14 protein-coding genes are annotated in these 16,467 nt (G+C 71.2%); 9 read left to right on the plus strand and 5 right to left on the minus strand.

The features are described 5' to 3' along the window. Window position 1: 1 nt before the first annotated feature. On the minus strand, window positions 2-757 hold the full coding sequence (locus tag AB0H62_RS13155) for an IclR family transcriptional regulator (RefSeq protein ID WP_360586054.1): 756 nt from the start codon (window positions 755-757) through the stop codon (window positions 2-4). Then, window positions 754-1,728 (minus strand): sugar kinase, encoded by a 975-nt coding sequence (locus AB0H62_RS13160; protein ID WP_360586056.1) that lies wholly within the window; start codon window positions 1,726-1,728, stop codon window positions 754-756. Before AB0H62_RS13160 ends, AB0H62_RS13155 begins: the two co-directional genes overlap by 4 nt. A 126-nt stretch (window positions 1,729-1,854) precedes the next feature. Here AB0H62_RS13160 and AB0H62_RS13165 point away from each other — a divergent pair, with 126 nt between their 5' ends. From AB0H62_RS13165 to AB0H62_RS13200, 8 genes are all read left to right on the plus strand, one after another. Then, complete coding sequence (locus AB0H62_RS13165; protein WP_360586058.1) at window positions 1,855-3,159, plus strand: amino acid deaminase; 1,305 nt, start codon at window positions 1,855-1,857, stop codon at window positions 3,157-3,159. Next, entirely contained in the window at window positions 3,159-4,754 is a 1,596-nt protein-coding gene (locus tag AB0H62_RS13170; RefSeq protein WP_360586060.1) for a D-aminoacylase, read from the plus strand. Before AB0H62_RS13165 ends, AB0H62_RS13170 begins: the two co-directional genes overlap by 1 nt. Next, the gene (locus AB0H62_RS13175; protein ID WP_220241969.1) at window positions 4,751-6,142 is read left to right on the plus strand and encodes a gluconate:H+ symporter; all 1,392 of its coding nucleotides are present in this window, start codon (window positions 4,751-4,753) and stop codon (window positions 6,140-6,142) included. Before AB0H62_RS13170 ends, AB0H62_RS13175 begins: the two co-directional genes overlap by 4 nt. 38 nt (window positions 6,143-6,180) lie before the next feature. Beyond that, complete coding sequence (locus tag AB0H62_RS13180) at window positions 6,181-7,323, plus strand: lactonase family protein (protein WP_220241970.1); 1,143 nt, start codon at window positions 6,181-6,183, stop codon at window positions 7,321-7,323. Between the two features lie 71 nt (window positions 7,324-7,394). Beyond that, window positions 7,395-8,687, plus strand: a complete 1,293-nt coding sequence (locus tag AB0H62_RS13185; protein ID WP_220241971.1) for an extracellular solute-binding protein — start codon at window positions 7,395-7,397, stop codon at window positions 8,685-8,687. Further along, on the plus strand, window positions 8,687-9,643 hold the full coding sequence (locus AB0H62_RS13190; RefSeq protein WP_220241972.1) for a sugar ABC transporter permease: 957 nt from the start codon (window positions 8,687-8,689) through the stop codon (window positions 9,641-9,643). Before AB0H62_RS13185 ends, AB0H62_RS13190 begins: the two co-directional genes overlap by 1 nt. Next, window positions 9,634-10,527: a carbohydrate ABC transporter permease gene (locus AB0H62_RS13195; RefSeq protein WP_360586064.1), complete on the plus strand. Its 894-nt coding sequence runs from the start codon at window positions 9,634-9,636 to the stop codon at window positions 10,525-10,527. The genes AB0H62_RS13190 and AB0H62_RS13195 overlap by 10 nt, the downstream gene beginning before the upstream one ends. 2 nt (window positions 10,528-10,529) lie before the next feature. After that, window positions 10,530-11,918, plus strand: coding sequence for a beta-N-acetylhexosaminidase (locus AB0H62_RS13200; RefSeq protein WP_360586066.1), 1,389 nt, complete (start codon window positions 10,530-10,532; stop codon window positions 11,916-11,918). A 3-nt stretch (window positions 11,919-11,921) separates the two neighbouring features. Here the strand turns inward: AB0H62_RS13200 and AB0H62_RS13205 are convergent, their stop codons facing one another. The 3 genes from AB0H62_RS13205 to AB0H62_RS13215 form a co-directional block, all read right to left on the minus strand. Further along, complete coding sequence (locus AB0H62_RS13205) at window positions 11,922-12,350, minus strand: hypothetical protein (RefSeq protein WP_360586068.1); 429 nt, start codon at window positions 12,348-12,350, stop codon at window positions 11,922-11,924. Window positions 12,351-12,556: 206 nt separating this feature from the next. Continuing rightward, a complete protein-coding gene (locus AB0H62_RS13210; RefSeq protein WP_220241976.1) occupies window positions 12,557-13,225 on the minus strand; it encodes a response regulator in 669 nt (222 codons plus the stop codon). After that, window positions 13,222-14,826 carry a sensor histidine kinase gene (locus tag AB0H62_RS13215; RefSeq protein ID WP_220241977.1) on the minus strand — a complete coding sequence of 535 codons (1,605 nt, stop codon included), beginning with the start codon at window positions 14,824-14,826 and terminating at the stop codon, window positions 13,222-13,224. Before AB0H62_RS13215 ends, AB0H62_RS13210 begins: the two co-directional genes overlap by 4 nt. Window positions 14,827-15,006: 180 nt before the next feature. On the opposite strand from AB0H62_RS13215, the gene AB0H62_RS13220 reads away from it, so the two are divergent. Then, window positions 15,007-16,392 carry a cation:dicarboxylase symporter family transporter gene (locus AB0H62_RS13220; protein WP_220241978.1) on the plus strand — a complete coding sequence of 462 codons (1,386 nt, stop codon included), beginning with the start codon at window positions 15,007-15,009 and terminating at the stop codon, window positions 16,390-16,392. The last annotated feature ends 75 nt before the right edge of the window (window positions 16,393-16,467 follow it).

Genomic DNA, 16,467 nt, shown 5'->3' on the forward strand with positions numbered 1-16,467 from the left:
ATTACCCCTTTCCGTTCCCCGTCCATCCACTGTGGACGGAAGCCTCGTCGGTGGCGGCCCTCAGCTCGGGCACGAGCGCGAGCAGGCCGTCGTAGTCCAGCAGCACCTTCGGCACCGACATCGACGCCGCGGCCAGCACCTCGCCGCCCGCGCCGCGCACGGGGGCCGCGATGCAGTGGATGAAGTCCTCGTGCTCGGCGTTGTCCACGGCGTAACCGCGTTCGGCGACCTTCTCCAGTTCCGCCAAGTACGCCTCGGGTGAGGTGATCGTGTTCGGCGTGAGCACCACGTAGTCCAGCGAACGCGCGATCTCCTCGCGCCGCGCCCGCGGCATCGCGGCCACGAGCACCTTGCCGACGGCGGTGCAGTGCAGGGGCGCGCGTTTGCCGATTCGGGAGTACATCCGCACGGAGTGATGGCCTTCGAACTTGTCGATGTAGACGACTTCGCCGTCCTCATAGGACGCGAGGTGCACGGTGTGCCCGGTGCGGATGTTGAGCGCCGCGAGCGAGTCGTGGGAGCTGCGGCGCACGTCGTGGCCTTCCAGCGCCTGGTTCGCGAGGTCGAACAGCGCGCTGCCGAGGCGGTAGTGGCGGGTCCCCTCGCGGCGCACGAAGTGGTGCGACTCGAGTGTGCGCAACAGCCGCAGCACGGTCGTCTTGTGCACGCCGATCTCCTCGGCGAGCTCGTCCAGCGTCTTCGCGCCGCGGGCGAGCCCGGCCAGCACGGTCAGCGCCCGGTCCAAACTCTGGCTCACCTCACCACCACACCCTCTCCCGTCAGGCGGGCCGCGCTCCACTCTTCGGCGTCCGCGCGCAGCAGCGTATCCACCACGGGGGCGGGCAGGGGCACGCCGACGTCGTCGTGGGTCAGCAGGGTCGCGGCGGCCTGCAGGTGCCCGCGGCGCAGCCGGGTCGACGGGTCGGCGCCGCGCAGGGTGGCGGCGAGGAACCCGGCCGCGAACGCGTCGCCCGCACCGACCGGCTCGATCACGTCCACGCGCAGCGCGGGTTCGAACAGCGGCGCCGCCTCGCCTTCGACGAGCGTCGCGCCGCGTTCGCCGTGCTTCACCACGAGGGTGCGTGGCCCGGGCAGCAGCTTCCGCAGCCGCGCGGGGTCACCGGTCCCCCACACGCGTTCGGCCTCGTCGTCGCCGGTGAGCACGAGGTCGGCGCGCCCGGCCAGCTCCGCGAGCACGGAGAGGTCCTGTCCCAGCGCCGGCCGGTGGTTGACGTCGAACGACACGAGCCGCTCGCCGCGCGGGGCCTCCAGCACCGCGCGCACGAGCGCGAGGCAACTGGCCGACAACGCGGGCGTGATCCCGGACAGGTGCAGCACGCGCACGCCGCCGAGGTGCAGCCGGCTCACGAGGTCCGGTCCGAGCGCCGAGGCGGCCGAACCGGTGCGGTAATAACGCACCGGGCTTCCCTGGGCGCCGCTTTCCTTGACGTACAGGCCCGTCGGACGCGCCAGATCGATCTCGACACCGCTCACGTCGACGCCGGCCGAAGCGATCTCCCGCACCAGCGCGCGGCCGAACGGGTCGTCGCCGACCGCGCTCACCCACGCGCTCGGAACACCGAGCGCGGGCAGGTGGCACGCGACATTCGACTCGGCGCCGCCGAAGGTGCGCAGCCAGCTGCGCACCTGTTCGGGTGGGCCGGGTTCGGCCGGCACGAACAGGGCCATCGACTCGCCGATGCAGAGCACCTCGGGCGGGCTCGTCACTGACTTTCTCCCTGTTCCGTCACCCCGTTGACCTGTGGCGAACCGGATGCTACACCTATGTCGCGCATTTTGCGCAACGCCCGTTGCACTATACGCAACCATATTCGGTCCACGAGGTCTGAATCGATGAACAGCTCCGAGCACGCCGCCCTGGCCGCCGCCGTCCGCGCAGGCCGGGACGAGAAGATCGACTGGCGCTTCCGCTCGATCGCGCCCGCGCTGGCCGGGCTCACCCTCGACGAGGCCGCGGCCCGGCGCGCGAACCTGTTCGCCGACGGCTTCTTCGGCCCGTTCGTGGTGCTCGACGCCGCGGCGCTGGAGCACAACCTCGCAACCATGGCCGCGTGGTGTGACGGGCACGGGATCGCGCTCGCGCCGCACGGCAAGACCACGATGGCGCCCGAGCTGTTCGCGCGCCAGCTCGAGCACGGCGCGTGGGGCGTCACCGCCGCCAACGCCGGGCACCTGCGGATCTACCGCGCGTTCGGCGTCTCGCGGATCCTGCTGGCCAACCAGCTCGTGGACCCGGCGGGCCTGCGCTGGCTCGCGGCCGAGCTGGCGGCGGATCCGACGTTCGAGTTCGTGTGCTGGGCCGACTCCGTGCGGGGCGTCGAGCTGATGACCGAGGCGCTGGCCGGTTGCGCGCGGCCGGTCGACGTGCTCGTGGAACTGGGCGGCGCAGGCGGGCGCACAGGGGTGCGCGACCCCGAAACCGCGCTGGCCGTGGCCGAGGCCATCGCCAAGAGCCCGGCGCTGCGGTTGCGCGGCACCGGCGGTTACGAGGGCGCGTTGTCGCACGACACCGACGACGCCGCCCTGGCCAAGATCAGTTCCTATGTGGACACCCTGCGCGACTCGGCGATCGCGTTCGCGGAAAAGGGCCTGCTCGCCGAAGGCCAGGTGTACGTGACGGCCGGCGGGAGCGCGTACTTCGACCGTGTGGCCCAGGAGCTCACGAAACCGTGGCCGGACGGGATGGATGTGCTGCCGATCCTGCGCAGCGGCGCCTACGTGACTCATGACGACGGCTTCTACCGCGAGATCTCACCGCTCGGCGTGCACCCACGCCTGACCGGCGTCGCGCCGTTCCACGCCGCGCTGCACGCCTGGGCGCAGGTCACCTCGAAGCCCACTCCCGAGCTGGCGCTGCTCACCGCCGGCAAGCGCGATCTGCCCTACGACGAGGGTATGCCGGAGCCGCAGCTGCTGCGCAAGAACGGCGTCAACGCCGAGCTGACCGGCCACGCCGTGACGAAGCTGAACGACCAGCACGCGTTCCTCGCGCTGTCCGCCGGCTCGCCCGTCGAGGTCGGCGACTGGGTGCGGCTCGGGCTTTCGCACCCGTGCACGACGTTCGACAAGTGGCCGCTGCTGCCGGTGGTGGACACCGACGGCGAGACGGTCGTCGACTTCGTGCGGACGTGGTTCTGATGGATCTGGTCTTCCGCGGCGCCCAAGTCGCGGACGGCACCGGCGACCCGCTGGCCCGCCGCGACGTCGGCGTCACCGGCGACCGCATCACCGAGGTCGCCGAGCCGGGCTCGCTCACCGGAAAGCGCCTTCTGGACGCCGACGGCCTCGTGCTCGCGCCCGGGTTCATCGACATGCACTCGCACTCCGACCTGCAGCTGCTCACGAACCCGGACCACCTCGCGAAGGTCTCCCAGGGCGTGACCACCGAGGTGCTCGGCCAGGACGGCCTCTCGTACGCGCCGGTCGACGACACCGTGCTCGAAGCCCTGCGCCAGCAGCTCGCCGGCTGGAACGACGACCCGGCCGGCTTCGACTGGAACTGGCGCTCGGTCGGCGAGTACCTCGACCGGCTCGACAGCGGCGTCGCCGTGAACGCCGCCTACCTCGTGCCGCAGGGCACGGTCCGGATGCTCGCCGTCGGCTGGGAGAACCGGCCGGCGACCGACGCCGAGCTCGACCGCATGAAAGAGCTGATCGCGACCGGGCTCGAAGAAGGCGCTTTCGGGCTGTCCTCGGGGCTCACCTACACGCCGGGCATGTACGCGGACACGGCCGAGCTCGTCGAGCTGTGCCGCGTGGTCGGCGCGCATGGCGGCTACTACAGCCCTCACCACCGCAGCTACGGCGCGGGCGCGCTGGAGGCCTTCGCCGAGATGGTCGACGTTTCGCGCCGCGCGGACTGCCCGCTGCACCTCGCGCACGCCACGATGAACTTCTCCGTCAACAAGGGCAAAGCGCCGGACCTGCTGAAGCTGCTGGACGACGCCCTCGACGCCGGCGGAGACATCACCCTCGACACCTACCCGTATCTGCCGGGCGCCACCTACCTGTCGGCGCTGCTGCCGAGCTGGGCCACCGAGGGCGGGCTCGACGCGACTCTCGCGCGACTGTCCGATGCGGACAGCCGTGAGCGGATCCGCGTCGAGATCGAGGAGACCGGCTCGGACGGCGCGCACGGCGTGCCCATCGACTGGTCCGGCATCGAGATCAACGGCGTGCGCCGGCAGAGCAACGCCGGCCTCGTGGGCCACAGCGTCGCGGAGTCCGCGCGGGCACAAGGTAAAACGCCCGCCGAGCTGTACTTCGCCACGCTGGTCGACGAGCGCCTCGGCACCTCGTGCCTGATGCACATCGGCCACGAGGAGAACGTGCAGGCGATCATGCGCCACCGCACGCACACCGGCGGTTCCGACGGCCTGCTCGTCGGCAACCGGCCGCACCCGCGGGCCTGGGGCACGTTCCCCCGGTACCTCGCCCGCTACGTCCGTGAACTGGGCGTGCTCGGGCTGGCCGACTGCGTCGCGCACCTCACCGGACGCGCGGCGCGGCGGCTGCGGCTCGCCGACCGGGGCCTCGTGCGCCCCGGGTACGCGGCCGACCTGGTGTTGTTCGATCCCGCCACGATCACCGACACCGCCACCTTCGAAAACCCGAGGCAGCCCGCCGAGGGGATCTCCCACGTTTTCGTTAACGGCGTCGCCGCGATCGAGGACACCCACCCCACCGGCGCCCTCGCCGGCCATTCCCTTCGTCACCCCGGGAGGGGCCGATGATCCACTGGCTGCAGACCACGACCGGCGGTCTGCTCACGCTCGCCGCGGTTTCGATCGCCGTCCTGCTCGTGCTCATCATCAAGGTCAAGGTCGAACCGTTCATCGCGCTGATCGTGGTGGGCGTGCTCACCGCGCTGGCCGCGGGGCTGCCGGTCGGCACACTGGTCGGCACCGCGCAGAAAACGTCGGACTCCTTGCTGGAAAAGGGGTTCGGCAGCATCCTCGGGCACATCACGGCGATCATCGGCCTCGGCACGCTGCTGGGGTCGATCCTCGAACGCTCCGGTGGCGCCCGCGTGCTGACCTCGGCGCTGCTGCGCTCCTTCGGCGAGAAACGCGCACCGCTCGCGATGGGCCTGTCCGGCCTGATCTTCGGCATCCCGGTGTTCTTCGACATCGGCATCTTCGTGCTGGCGCCGCTCGTTTACGCCGCGGCCAAGCAGGGCGGCCGTTCGATCGTGCTGTACGCGATGCCGCTGCTGGCGGGTCTGTCGATCACGCACGCGTTCATCCCGCCGCACCCCGGCCCGGTCGCGGCGGCCGGGTTGCTGCACGTGGACCTCGGCTGGCTCATCCTGATGGGCGCGGTCTGCGGCATCCCGGCGTGGTTCGTCGGCGGCATCCTCTACTCGACGTGGATCGGCAAACGCGTGAACGTGCCGCTCGCCGAGGAATTCGCGAAGCTCGCCGGTGACGATGAGGACGAAGCCACAGACCCGCCTTCGCTCGGCCTGGTCAGCGGCATCATCGCGATCCCGCTCGTGCTGATCCTCGTGGGCACGTTCGGCAGCATCGTGCTGCCGAAGAACTCCGGCGCCGCCGGGGTCGCGGCCTTCCTGGGCACCCCGGCCATCGCGCTGACGATCGCGACGCTGCTCGCATCGTGGCTGCTGGGCCGCCGCCGCGGCATGACGGGCGCGGACCTGGCGCAGCTGTCGACGAACGCGCTGCGCCCGGTCGCGATGATCCTGCTGGTGGTGGGCGCGGGCTCGTTCTTCGGAGCGGTGCTCTCGGCGACCGGCATCGGCAAGGCCGTCGCCGGCTCACTCGGCGACGCGGGCCTGCCGGTGATCTTCGCGGCGTACATCATCAGCTGCGGCATGCGCATCGCGCAGGGCTCGGCGACGGTCGCGATCGTGACCACGAGCGGCATCGTCGCGCCGACAGTGGTGGAGCTGCACTACTCGCAGCCGCAGCTGGCCCTGATCGTGATCGCGATCTCCGCGGGCTCGATCATCGCCTCCCACGTGAACGACGGCGGGTTCTGGATCGTGTCGCGTTACTTCGGTCTTTCCGTGCCCCAGACGCTGAAAACGTGGACCGCACTCGAAACGGTCCTTTCCGTCAGCGGCTTCGTCGTGGCAGCATTGATCATGGCAGTGGTCTGAACCACCTTCTGGTCCCCTCACCGTTGGGAGAAACCTCGATGGCCGGACTTTCCCGTCGCACGTTCCTCGGCGCCGCCGGCGCCGCCGGACTCGGCACCGTGCTCAGCACCCAGCTCGCGAGCGCCGCACCCGTCGCGTGCCCGCGAGACGCGGGAACCACCGCGTACGTCGGCAGCTACACCAGCACCCCACCGGCCGGACACGGCCTCGACGTCACAGGCCGCACGGGCACCGCGCCGGCGCTCACCCCGGTACGCACCGTCGCGGGCGTGCCCGACGCGTCGTGGTTCGACCGCAGCCGCGACGGCCGCACCCTCTACGTGACCAACGAGGGCGACCCGAACGGCGCGATCTCCGCGCTCGACGTCACCACGGCGACGAGCCCGAGGCTGCTCAACTCCGTGTCGTCGAAGGGCAGCGCGCCCACGCACCTGTCGGTGCACAGCAGCCAGAAGTACGTGCTGGCGGCCAACTACGGCTCGGGCAGCGTGGTCGTGCTGCCGATCCTGGCGGGCGGCAAGCTCGGCCCGGCCACCGACGTGCAGCAGCACACCGGGGCCGAGCGCGACGCGCACGCGCACCAGGTGGTGAACGACCCGACCGGCCAGTGGGTGCTGTCGGTCGACCTCGGCGCCGACTCGGTCTACGTGTACTCGCTCGACACCGGCAGCGGGAAACTCGCGCTGCACCAGCAGGTCGAGCTCCCCTCCGGCGCGGGACCCCGGCACCTGGCGTTCCACCCGAACGGCCGCTACGCCTACCTCGCGCAGGAGCTGCGGCCGGAGATCACCGTGCTGTCCTGGGACGCGGCGGCGGGCAAGCTCACGCCGCTCGCGGTCGTCCCGGCGGTGCCGGCCGGCAGCACCGGCGACCTGTTCCCCGGTGAGATCGCCGTGTCGAAGGACGCGAAGTTCGTCTACGCGACCGTGCGCGGTCCGAACACGATCGCCACGTTCTCGGTCTCCGGCGGCGGCACCACGCTGAAGCTGATGTCCGGTGTGGACACCGGGGGCAACTGGCCGCGCCACCTCGCGCTCTCGCCCGACGAGCGCTGGTTCTACGTGTCCAACCAGCGTTCGGGCACCGTCACCTGGCTGCCGCGCGACCCGGCCACGGGCCTACCCGGCGCGGTCGCCGGCTCGCTGGCCGTGCCGTCGGCCAACTCCGTTTTCTTCGCCTGACCCGGCGTTGCCCGCAGGCGGCGGACCGACCGGTCCGTCGCCTGCGGGCCCTACCCTCTGGGAGCTCAACGATGAGAGTGCGTCGTCCGTCCACCGTCATCAGTGTCGCCGCGGCGCTGGCCCTCCTGGCCGGCTGCGCACCCACGCAGTCCGCCCCGGCCGCGGCCGGCGGGGACGACCAGACCGGCACCCTGCGGGTGTGGCTGTTCGACGAGGCCAGCCGCGCACCCAAGGAAGCGGCGGTGAAGGAGGCCATCACCGAGTTCAAGGCCGCGCACGCCGGCGTGGACGTCGACGTGCAGTGGGTGCCGGTCGAGGGCCGCGCCGACAAGTTCTCCGGCGCCTTCAACGACCCGTCGAACGCCCCGGATGTCGCCGAGTTCGGCAACACCGATGTGGCGAGCTACGCCCAGACCGGCGCGCTCAGCGACCTCACGGGCGACATCTCGTCGTGGAGCGAGGGCAAGGACCTGCTGCCCTCGGTGCTCGACACCGCGAAGTCGGGCGGCAAGACCTACGGCCTGCCCTGGTACACCGGCATCCGCGCCCTCTACTACCGGACCGACGTGTTCACCGAGCTGGGCCTCAAGCCGCCGGCCACCCTCGCGGAGCTGACCGACGACGCCCGCAAGATCCACGCCGCCAAGCCCGACCTCTACGGCATCTCGACCGGCGGCAAGTACACCTACGCGCTCCTGCCGTTCGTCTGGGCCAACGGTGGTGACGTGGCCAAGTCCGACGGTGGCAAGTGGACGTCCACTGTGGAATCCGCTCAGGCGAAGGCCGGCATCACCGCGTACGCGAACCTGCTCAAGGACGACATCTGCCCGCCCGCCGCGTGCGCGAACCTCACCGGCACGCAAAGCGTGACCGCGTTCGCCGGCGGCAAGGCCGGGATGACCATCGGCGGTGACTTCAACCGCAAGGCCGTGGAGCAGGGCGCGGTGAAGGGCAAGTACGCCGTGGTCCCGCTGCCGGGCACCACCCCGGGCTCGGTCGCGCCCGCGTTCGCCGGCGGCAACCTGCTGGGTGTGTTCGGCGCGAGCAAGCGCCACGGGCTCGCCGTGCAGTTCGCGGAGCTGCTGGCCGGGGCGAAGTACCAGGAGAAGATGTACAACGCCATGGGCAACCTGCCCACGCTGGAGAGCGTGCAGAAGAAGCTCGCGGCGAGCGACCCGACGCTCAAGCCGTTCGTGGACACCCTCGCCGCCGGCACGAAGTTCGTGCCGAGCACACCCGGCTGGTCGAAGATCGACAGCCAGAACGTGCTGCCCACCGCCGTCCAGCAGATCGCGACCGGCGGCAAGGACGTGGACGGGGCGCTCGCCGACGCCACGGCGGCGATGAACAAGAACTTCGGCTGATGGTCACCCAGCAGCTGCCCGTCTCCGTCCCGGCGCCGGTCGCGCCCCGACGCGCGCGCCGGCGCCGGGACGGCCGGGCGGCCCTGATGTACCTGCTGCCCGCGGGCATCCTGCTCGCGGCGCTGCTGGTGTACCCGATCTACCAGCTTGTGCTGATCTCGTTCTACGACTACGGGCAGCCCCAAGCCGCGGGCGCGGCGCCGCTGGTGTTCCTCGGTTTCGACAACTACGCGGCGCTCCTCCAGGACGTGCAGTTCTGGACGGTGCTCGCGAAGACCGTCGGGTTCGCCGCTGCGTGCGTGATCGGCAGCCTCGTGGTCGGCACGGCGCTGGCGGTGCTGGCGTCGAGGGTGCGCGCGGTGCCGCGCACGCTGCTGTTCCTCGCGGCGCTCGGCGCGTGGTCGACGCCCGCGATCGCCGGCTCGTACGTGTGGCTGTTTCTCTTCGACACCGACTTCGGTCTCGTGAACGAGGTGCTCTCGGGCATCGGCTTCACGGGTATGGCGCACCACTCCTGGACGTTCGGCACCTTCGGCGCGTTCGGGCTCGTGGCGGCCGAGGTGGTCTGGTGCTCGTTCCCGTTCGTGCTGGTCACGATGTACGCCGGGATCAAGGCGATCCCGGAGGAGGTCCTCGAGGCCGCGTCGCTCGACGGCGCGTCGATGTGGCGCAGCACGTGGACGGTCGTGCTGCCGATGGTGCGGCCGCTGCTGATGATCGCGACGATCCAGTCGATCATCTGGGACTTCAAGGTGTTCACGCAGATCTACGTGATGACCAACGGCGGCGGCGTGGCGGGGCGCAACCTCGTGCTCAACGTCTACGCCTACCAGCAGGCCTTCGCCGGGCAGGAGTACGGCCTCGGCTCGGCGATCGGAGTCGTGATGACGGTGCTGCTCCTGTCGATCACCGGGCTGTACGTCCGGTCCCAGCGCCGGAGCACCGCATGGCTGTGATCAGTGCGCGGTCCCCCGCGAAAACCACGGGCCACCGCCGGGTGCGACGGCCGGGCCGGCTCGTCGCGGAGATCATCACGGTCGTGGTGGCCGGGATCGTGGCGTTCCCGCTCTACTGGATGGTGCTCTCGGCGTTCAAGCCGGCGGGTGAGATCCAGACGGCCAACCCGAAACCGTGGACGCTTGCACCTTCACTCGACAGCTTCCAGCGGGTGCTCACCGTGTCGGGCTTCGGCCGGTTCTTCGTGAACAGCCTGGTGGTCGCGCTCGCCGCGGTGGTGCTGTCGCTGCTGCTGTCCTTCCTGTCCGCGGTGGCGCTCACACGGTTCCGCTTCCGCGGGCGCACGGTGCTGCTGGTGATGATCCTCGTGGCGCAGATGGTGCCGGTGGAGGCACTGACGATCCCGCTGTTCTTCCTGATGCGCCAGATCGGCGCGGTCGCGCCGGCGTTCGGGCTCAACGAGCTGGGCTCGCTCGTGCTGGTGCACCTGGCGTTCAGCCTGCCGTTCGCGATCTGGATGCTGCGCGGGTTCGTCGCGGCGGTGCCGGTGGAGCTGGAGGAAGCGGCGAAGCTGGACGGCGCGTCGCGGATGCGCTTCACGTGGCAGATCCTGTTCCCGCTGGTGGCGCCCGGCTTGGTCGCCGTGAGCGTGCTGGCGTTCATCCATGCGTGGAACGACTTCCTGTTCGCGAAGACGTTCATCATCTCCAAGACCGAGAACCAGACGCTGCCGCAGGCGATCCTGGTGTTCTTCAAACCGGAGGACACCGACTGGGGCGCGGTGATGGCGTCGTCCACCCTCATGACGATCCCGGTGCTGGTGTTCTTCGTGCTGGTGCAACGCCGGCTCGTCTCCGGGATGTCCGGCGCGGTGAAAGGCTGATCATGCCCGGGTTCGACACTCTGCTCCCCCGTCCCGTCTCCGTCACGGAGGTCCCGGGCGCGTGCCCGTGGCCGGCGCCGGTCACCGTGCGGCCGGCGCCGGAGCTGCCTGCCGAGGGCTACCGCCTGACGATCACGCCGCGCGGCGTCACGCTGGCGGTCGCCGACGCGGCGGGCGAGGTGTACGGCCGGCAGACGCTGCGCCAGCTCGCCGGGCCGGACGCGTTCCGGGCGGCGTCGATCCGCACTGGGCTGACGCTGCCGTGCGGCGTGGTGGACGACCACCCGCGGTTCGGCTGGCGCGGCTGCCTGCTCGACGTGGCGCGGCACTTCCGCACGAAGGCCGAGGTGCTGCGGTTCGTCGACCTGCTGGCGGCGCACAAGCTCAACGTGCTGAACCTGCACCTGACCGACGACCAGGGCTGGCGGATCGAGGTGCCGCGGTTCCCGCGGCTGACCTCGGTCGGCGGCTGGCGGCGTTCGTCGATGGTCGGGCGCCACGACGGCCCCGAGCGCGACGGCCGTCCCCACGGCGGGTTCTACACCACCGACGACCTGCGGGAGATCGTCGCGTACGCGGCTTCGCGGGCCGTGACGGTGGTGCCGGAGATCGACGTGCCGGGCCACGCCCGCGCGGCCATCGCCGCGTACCCGAAGCTCGGCCCCGATCCCGACGCGGACTGGGAGGTGTGGACGTCCTGGGGCATCAGCACCTCGCTGCTGGATCCTTCGGAGTCCACTTTGGACTTCTTCCGCGCGGTGTTCGACCACGTGCTGGACATCTTCCCCTCGCCGGTCATCGGCCTCGGCGGCGACGAGGTGCCGGGCGCGACCGAGGCCCACGGCCGGTTCGTCCGCGAGATCGCCGCGCACCTGGCTTCGCGCGGCCGGCAGGCGCTCGGCTGGGACGAGGCGCTCGACATCGACGACCTCCCGCCCATGGTGATCGGCGCCTGGCAGGACGAGGCGCGCGGCGAGCTGGCCGCGTCGCGGGGTCACGACGTGGTGCTCTGCCCGGAAGACCGCGTGTACCTCGACCACCGCCAGTCCGACCACCCGGACGAGCCCATCCCCGTCGGCTACCTGCGCACGCTGGAGGACGTCTACACCTACGATCCGGCGTTGACCGGTCCCCACCTGCGCGGCGCCCAGGCCCAGGTCTGGACCGAACACCTCGACACCGCCCGGCGCGTGGACTACGCGGCTTTCCCCCGCCTGAGCGCGTTCGCGGAGCTGGCGTGGAGCACCGGCCCCCGCGACTTCGCCGAGTTCCTGCCGCGGCTGCAAGAGCACCACCTGCCGCGGCTCGACGCGCTGGGGGTGGAATACCGGCCGCTCGACGGGCCGCACCCGTGGCAGACCCGGCCAGGCGTGCCGGGGCGGCCGCGCTGAGTCCTAGCGCCGCCCGCGGTCCGGCCTGACCACGTGCGGCCCGGGCCTCCCGTCCGGCAGCGCGCTCACCGGACGGACACCCGTGGCCCACCACCAGAACGCCGCTCCGACCACCGCCACCAGCAACCCGCCCACCATCAGGACGACGGCGAGCCACACAACCGACGCCGACAGCGCGGCCATGCCCCCGACCACGGCCAGCACCCCGGCGAAATACACCAGCGCCCACGCCAGCAGCGACTGTCGCACCTTCCGGGCGGCCGCGACACGCAGCCGGAGTTCGGCGCCGCACCGACCGCAGACGGCTGTCGCCGAGGTGTACCCGGTCGCAGGGCGCCGGACGGTGAGCGGCGAGGTACGTTCGCCGCCTTCGGTGCTCCGCTCGTGCGCGAGGTGCCGCAGTCGCAGCCGTGGGCGCGGGTCTCGCTCCACCGGTTTCCCCTTCGTCGGGCTGGTTCGCGGCGACCGTACCGCGCGCCCTGCCGAGCTGTGTAGAGCGTTATACAGAACAGTGAGCGAACAACCATCCGGGTGAAACCGGGCGATTCGCCCCACGCATCCGGGTACGACCAAGCAGCGGCTGACCCGCGGCGTTGAGCGCGGCTCGTGTGACGGCGGCCGGCCTGAACCGTACGGCGCTAAGCCGGGCCGTGGCGGTACCAGACCTCGGGCCGGCCGACCTGGCCGTAGCGGGGCTCGCGGTGGGCCAAGCCGTTGTCCGCCAAGTACTCCAGGTAGCGGCGGGCCGTGACGCGCGAAGCGCCGATCGCGCTCGCCGCGCCGGCGGCGGAGAGTCCTTCGGAGGTGGCGGCGAGGGCGGCGGTGATGGCTTCGAGCGTCTCGGCGCTCATGCCCTTCGGCAGGGCGTGCTGCTCGCTCGTGCGCAGCGTGGCGAGCGCGCGGTCGATCTCGGCCTGGCCGGTGACCTCGCCCGAAGCCTGGTGGAACTCGGCGTAGCGCTCGAGCTTTTCCCGCAGCGAAGCGAAAGTAAACGGTTTCAGCAGGTACTGCACCACGCCCACCGACACCGCCGCCTTCACCAGCGCGAGGTCGCGCGCCGAGGTCACCGCGATGACGTCGATGGGCAGGCCGGCCGCGCGCAGGGAGCGGCACACGGCGAGGCCGTGGGTGTCGGGCAGGTAGAAGTCGAGCAGCACGAGGTCGACGGGTTCGCGTTCGCAGAAGCGCAGCGCGTCGCCGCCGGAGTGGACCACGCCGGCGACGCTGAAGCCGGGCAAGCGCTCCACGTAGAGCCGGTGGGCCTCGGCGGCCACGGGCTCGTCCTCCACCACCAGCACGCGGATCACCGCAGCGCCTCCTGCCTCGGCAACCGGACCGTGAACACCGCACCGCCGTCCCGGCCGACGTCCACGCCGCCGCCGTAGCGGCGCACGGCCTGGACCACCAGCGCGAGCCCGAGCCCGTGGCCCTCGCCCGCCTTCGTGGACCAGCCGCGGCGGAACATGTCCTCCACAGCTTCCTCCGGTACGCCCGGGCCGTTGTCGGCGACCCGCAGCAGCAGCCCGTCCTCGTCGGTCCGCGCGGTCACAACCACGGCGGGCCGGCCGCTCGCCCCGCGCGCGGCGGCGTCGATGCCGTTGTCGACGAGGTTGCCCAGGATCGTCACGAGGTCCCGGCCGACGATCTCCGGGCCGAGGTCCTCGATCACCGTGTCAGGGGTGATCGTGAACTCGACGCCACGTTCGCTGGCTTCCGCGGCCTTGCCGAGCAACAGGGCCGCCAGCACGGGCTCGGACACCGCGCTCATCACGCGGTCGGTGAGCTCCTGGGCCAGGACGAGCTCGGCCGTCGCGAACTCCACCGCGTCCTCGGGCCGGCCGAGCTCCACCAGGGAAACGACGGTGTGCAGCCGGTTCGCCGCCTCGTGCGCCTGCGACCGCAGCGCCTCCGCGAGGCTGCGGGCAGTGGTGAGCTCGCCCGTCAGCGTCTGCAGTTCCGTGTGGTCGCGCAGGATCACCACGGTGCCCTGCGCGCGTCCGCCGGAGCGCACAACAGTGGTACTGACCACCAGCACGCGCGTGTCGGTGAGGTGCAGCTCCTCGGTGCGCGTCTCGGCGGACACGAACGCGGCCACCAGTTCCGGCGGCAGCCCCAGCTCGACCAGCGGCTGCCCGACCGGATCCGCGGTCAGGCCCAGGAGCGTGCGCGCACCGTCGTTGCACAGGCCGACGCGGCCGTCGCGCCCGACCAGCAGCACGCCCTCGCGCACGGAATGCAGCACCGCTTCGTGGTACTCGAACAGGTTGCTGAGCTCACCGGGCGCGATCCCGCGCGTCTGCCGCTTGAGCCGGGCGCTCACGAGCCAGCCGCCGCACGCGCCGACGAGCAGCACCGCGGCCGCGACGCCGGCGAGCGGCCACACGCGATCGCGCAGCTCGGCGGAGATCGCGGCGATCGTGATGCCCACCGCCACGAGGGCGACGACGCGGTGGTTCGCGTCGAACACCGGCACCACGGCCCGGACCGAAGGCCCGAGCGAACCCGTGTAGGTCTCGGTCACCACACCACCCTGCTGGGCGGCGGCGATGTGGCCGAGGAACGGCTGCCCGATCAACGCCGGGTTCGGGTGGGTGTAGCGGATCCCCTGCGGGGTCATGATCGTGACGAAGTCGACCTCGGCGTCGGTCTGCACCCGCACCGCGTAGGGCTGCAGCACGGCCGTCGGGTCCGGTGTGGACACCGCTCGGGTCACACTCGGCGAGTCGGCGATCGCGTGGGCGACCGCCAGCGACTGGTCGCGCGCCCGGTCGGTCGTCGTGTGGCCGGCGTCGAGGTACGCGATGGTGATCCCGCCGCCCACGAGCACCAGCAGCACCGCCAGCTGGAGCACCAGCAGCTGGCGGGCGAGGCTCCAGCGGCTCGTCCGGGTCCGGGTGGGGGCAGGCACGTGCCCATACCAGCACACGCGGGCGCGGGGCAACACCCGGGTGGTGCCACGACCCTCGTGTACCACCGTCCGAACCGGACTGGACCTATCGTGCGAACTCAATGAACACAACGGTGACGCTGGTCATATCCTCCCCGCATAGTGACCGGCGTTCCACCCATTCCCCTACTGGAGGCAACGGTGCCGACACCGACCCCCGAAGCGGCCGCGCCCAAACGCGACCGCACGCGTTACCTTTACCTGGCCGTGATCGTCGCCGTGGTGCTCGGCGCCGCGGTCGGCTTGATTTGGCCGTCGGTCGGCAAACAGCTCGCACCGCTGGGCACCGGTTTCGTCAACCTGATCAAGATGATGATCGCGCCGATCATCTTCTGCACCATCGTGCTGGGCATCGGCTCGGTCGCGAAGGCGGCGAAGGTCGGCAAGGTCGGCATCACCGCGCTGGTCTACTTCGTCGTGATGTCGACGTTCGCGCTCGCGATCGGCCTCATCGTCGGCAACATCCTGCACCCGGGCAGTGGTCTGCACCTCAACCCGGCCGACGTCACCAAGGTCCACGACCAGGCCAAGGGCGCCGAGGGTGGCGTCGACTTCGTGCTCGGGATCATCCCGACCTCGTTCGTCTCGGCGTTCACCGAGGGCCAGACCCTGCAGGCGTTGCTCATCGCGCTGCTGACCGGGTTCGCGCTGCAGAAGCTCGGCCGGCGCGGCGAGCCGATCCTGCGCGGCATCGAGCACGTGCAGCGCCTGGTGTTCCGCATCCTGTCGATGATCATGTGGGCCGCGCCCGTCGGGGCGTTCGGCGCGATCGCGGCCGTGGTCGGCGCCACCGGCTGGGGCGCGCTGCGCAGCCTGCTGGTGATCATGCTCGGCTTCTACGTCACCTGCCTGATCTTCGTCTTCGGCATCCTCGGCACGGTGCTGTGGCTGGGCGCACGGGTCAACATCCTCCAGCTGCTCAGGTACCTGGGCCGCGAGTTCCTGCTGATCCTGTCCACCTCGTCGTCGGAATCGGCGCTGCCGCGGCTGATCGCGAAGATGGAGCACCTCGGGGTGAGCAAGCCGGTCGTCGGCATCACGGTGCCCACGGGCTACTCGTTCAACCTCGACGGCACGGCGATCTACCTGACCATGGCGACCCTGTTCATCGCCACGGCGCAGGACCAGCCACTGGCGCTGGGCGAGCAGATCGGGTTGCTGCTGTTCATGATCCTCGCCTCGAAGGGCGCGGCGGGCGTCAGCGGCGCCGGCATCGCGACCCTGGCGAGCGGCCTGCAGTCGCACCGGCCGGAGCTGGTCGACGGCGTCGGGTTCATCCTCGGCATCGACCGGTTCATGTCCGAGGCCCGCGCCCTGACGAACTTCGCCGGCAACGCCGTGGCGACCGTCCTCATCGGATCGTGGATGAAGGAGTTCGACCGCGACAAGTCCCGTCAGGTCTTCGCTGGGTCCGCGCCGTTCGACGAAGCCACGCTGCTCGACGAAGCGCCCGCACCGGCCGAACTGCCCGCCACTGAGCCGCCCACCGACCGGGGCGAACCCGTCGGAGCCTCAGCGGGCAACTGAAGCCGTTCGCACCCCAGGGCTCCTTCCGGCCCACACTCCCCCCGCCGGGGTGCGAACACCCCCGTGTGCCGTGGT

The sequence above is a fragment of the Amycolatopsis sp. NPDC050768 genome (assembly GCF_040654155.1).
In the GTDB taxonomy this organism is placed as follows: domain Bacteria; phylum Actinomycetota; class Actinomycetes; order Mycobacteriales; family Pseudonocardiaceae; genus Amycolatopsis.

Coding starts and splice junctions, on each gene's coding strand:
- AB0H62_RS13185 (WP_220241971.1), top strand. CDS start 7,395: ATGAGAGTGCGTCGTCCGTCCACCGTCATCAGTGTCGCCGCGGCGCTG.
- AB0H62_RS13190 (WP_220241972.1), top strand. CDS start 8,687: ATGGTCACCCAGCAGCTGCCCGTCTCCGTCCCGGCGCCGGTCGCGCCC.
- AB0H62_RS13175 (WP_220241969.1), top strand. CDS start 4,751: ATGATCCACTGGCTGCAGACCACGACCGGCGGTCTGCTCACGCTCGCC.
- AB0H62_RS13165 (WP_360586058.1), top strand. CDS start 1,855: ATGAACAGCTCCGAGCACGCCGCCCTGGCCGCCGCCGTCCGCGCAGGC.
- AB0H62_RS13195 (WP_360586064.1), top strand. CDS start 9,634: ATGGCTGTGATCAGTGCGCGGTCCCCCGCGAAAACCACGGGCCACCGC.
- AB0H62_RS13170 (WP_360586060.1), top strand. CDS start 3,159: ATGGATCTGGTCTTCCGCGGCGCCCAAGTCGCGGACGGCACCGGCGAC.
- AB0H62_RS13180 (WP_220241970.1), top strand. CDS start 6,181: ATGGCCGGACTTTCCCGTCGCACGTTCCTCGGCGCCGCCGGCGCCGCC.
- AB0H62_RS13200 (WP_360586066.1), top strand. CDS start 10,530: ATGCCCGGGTTCGACACTCTGCTCCCCCGTCCCGTCTCCGTCACGGAG.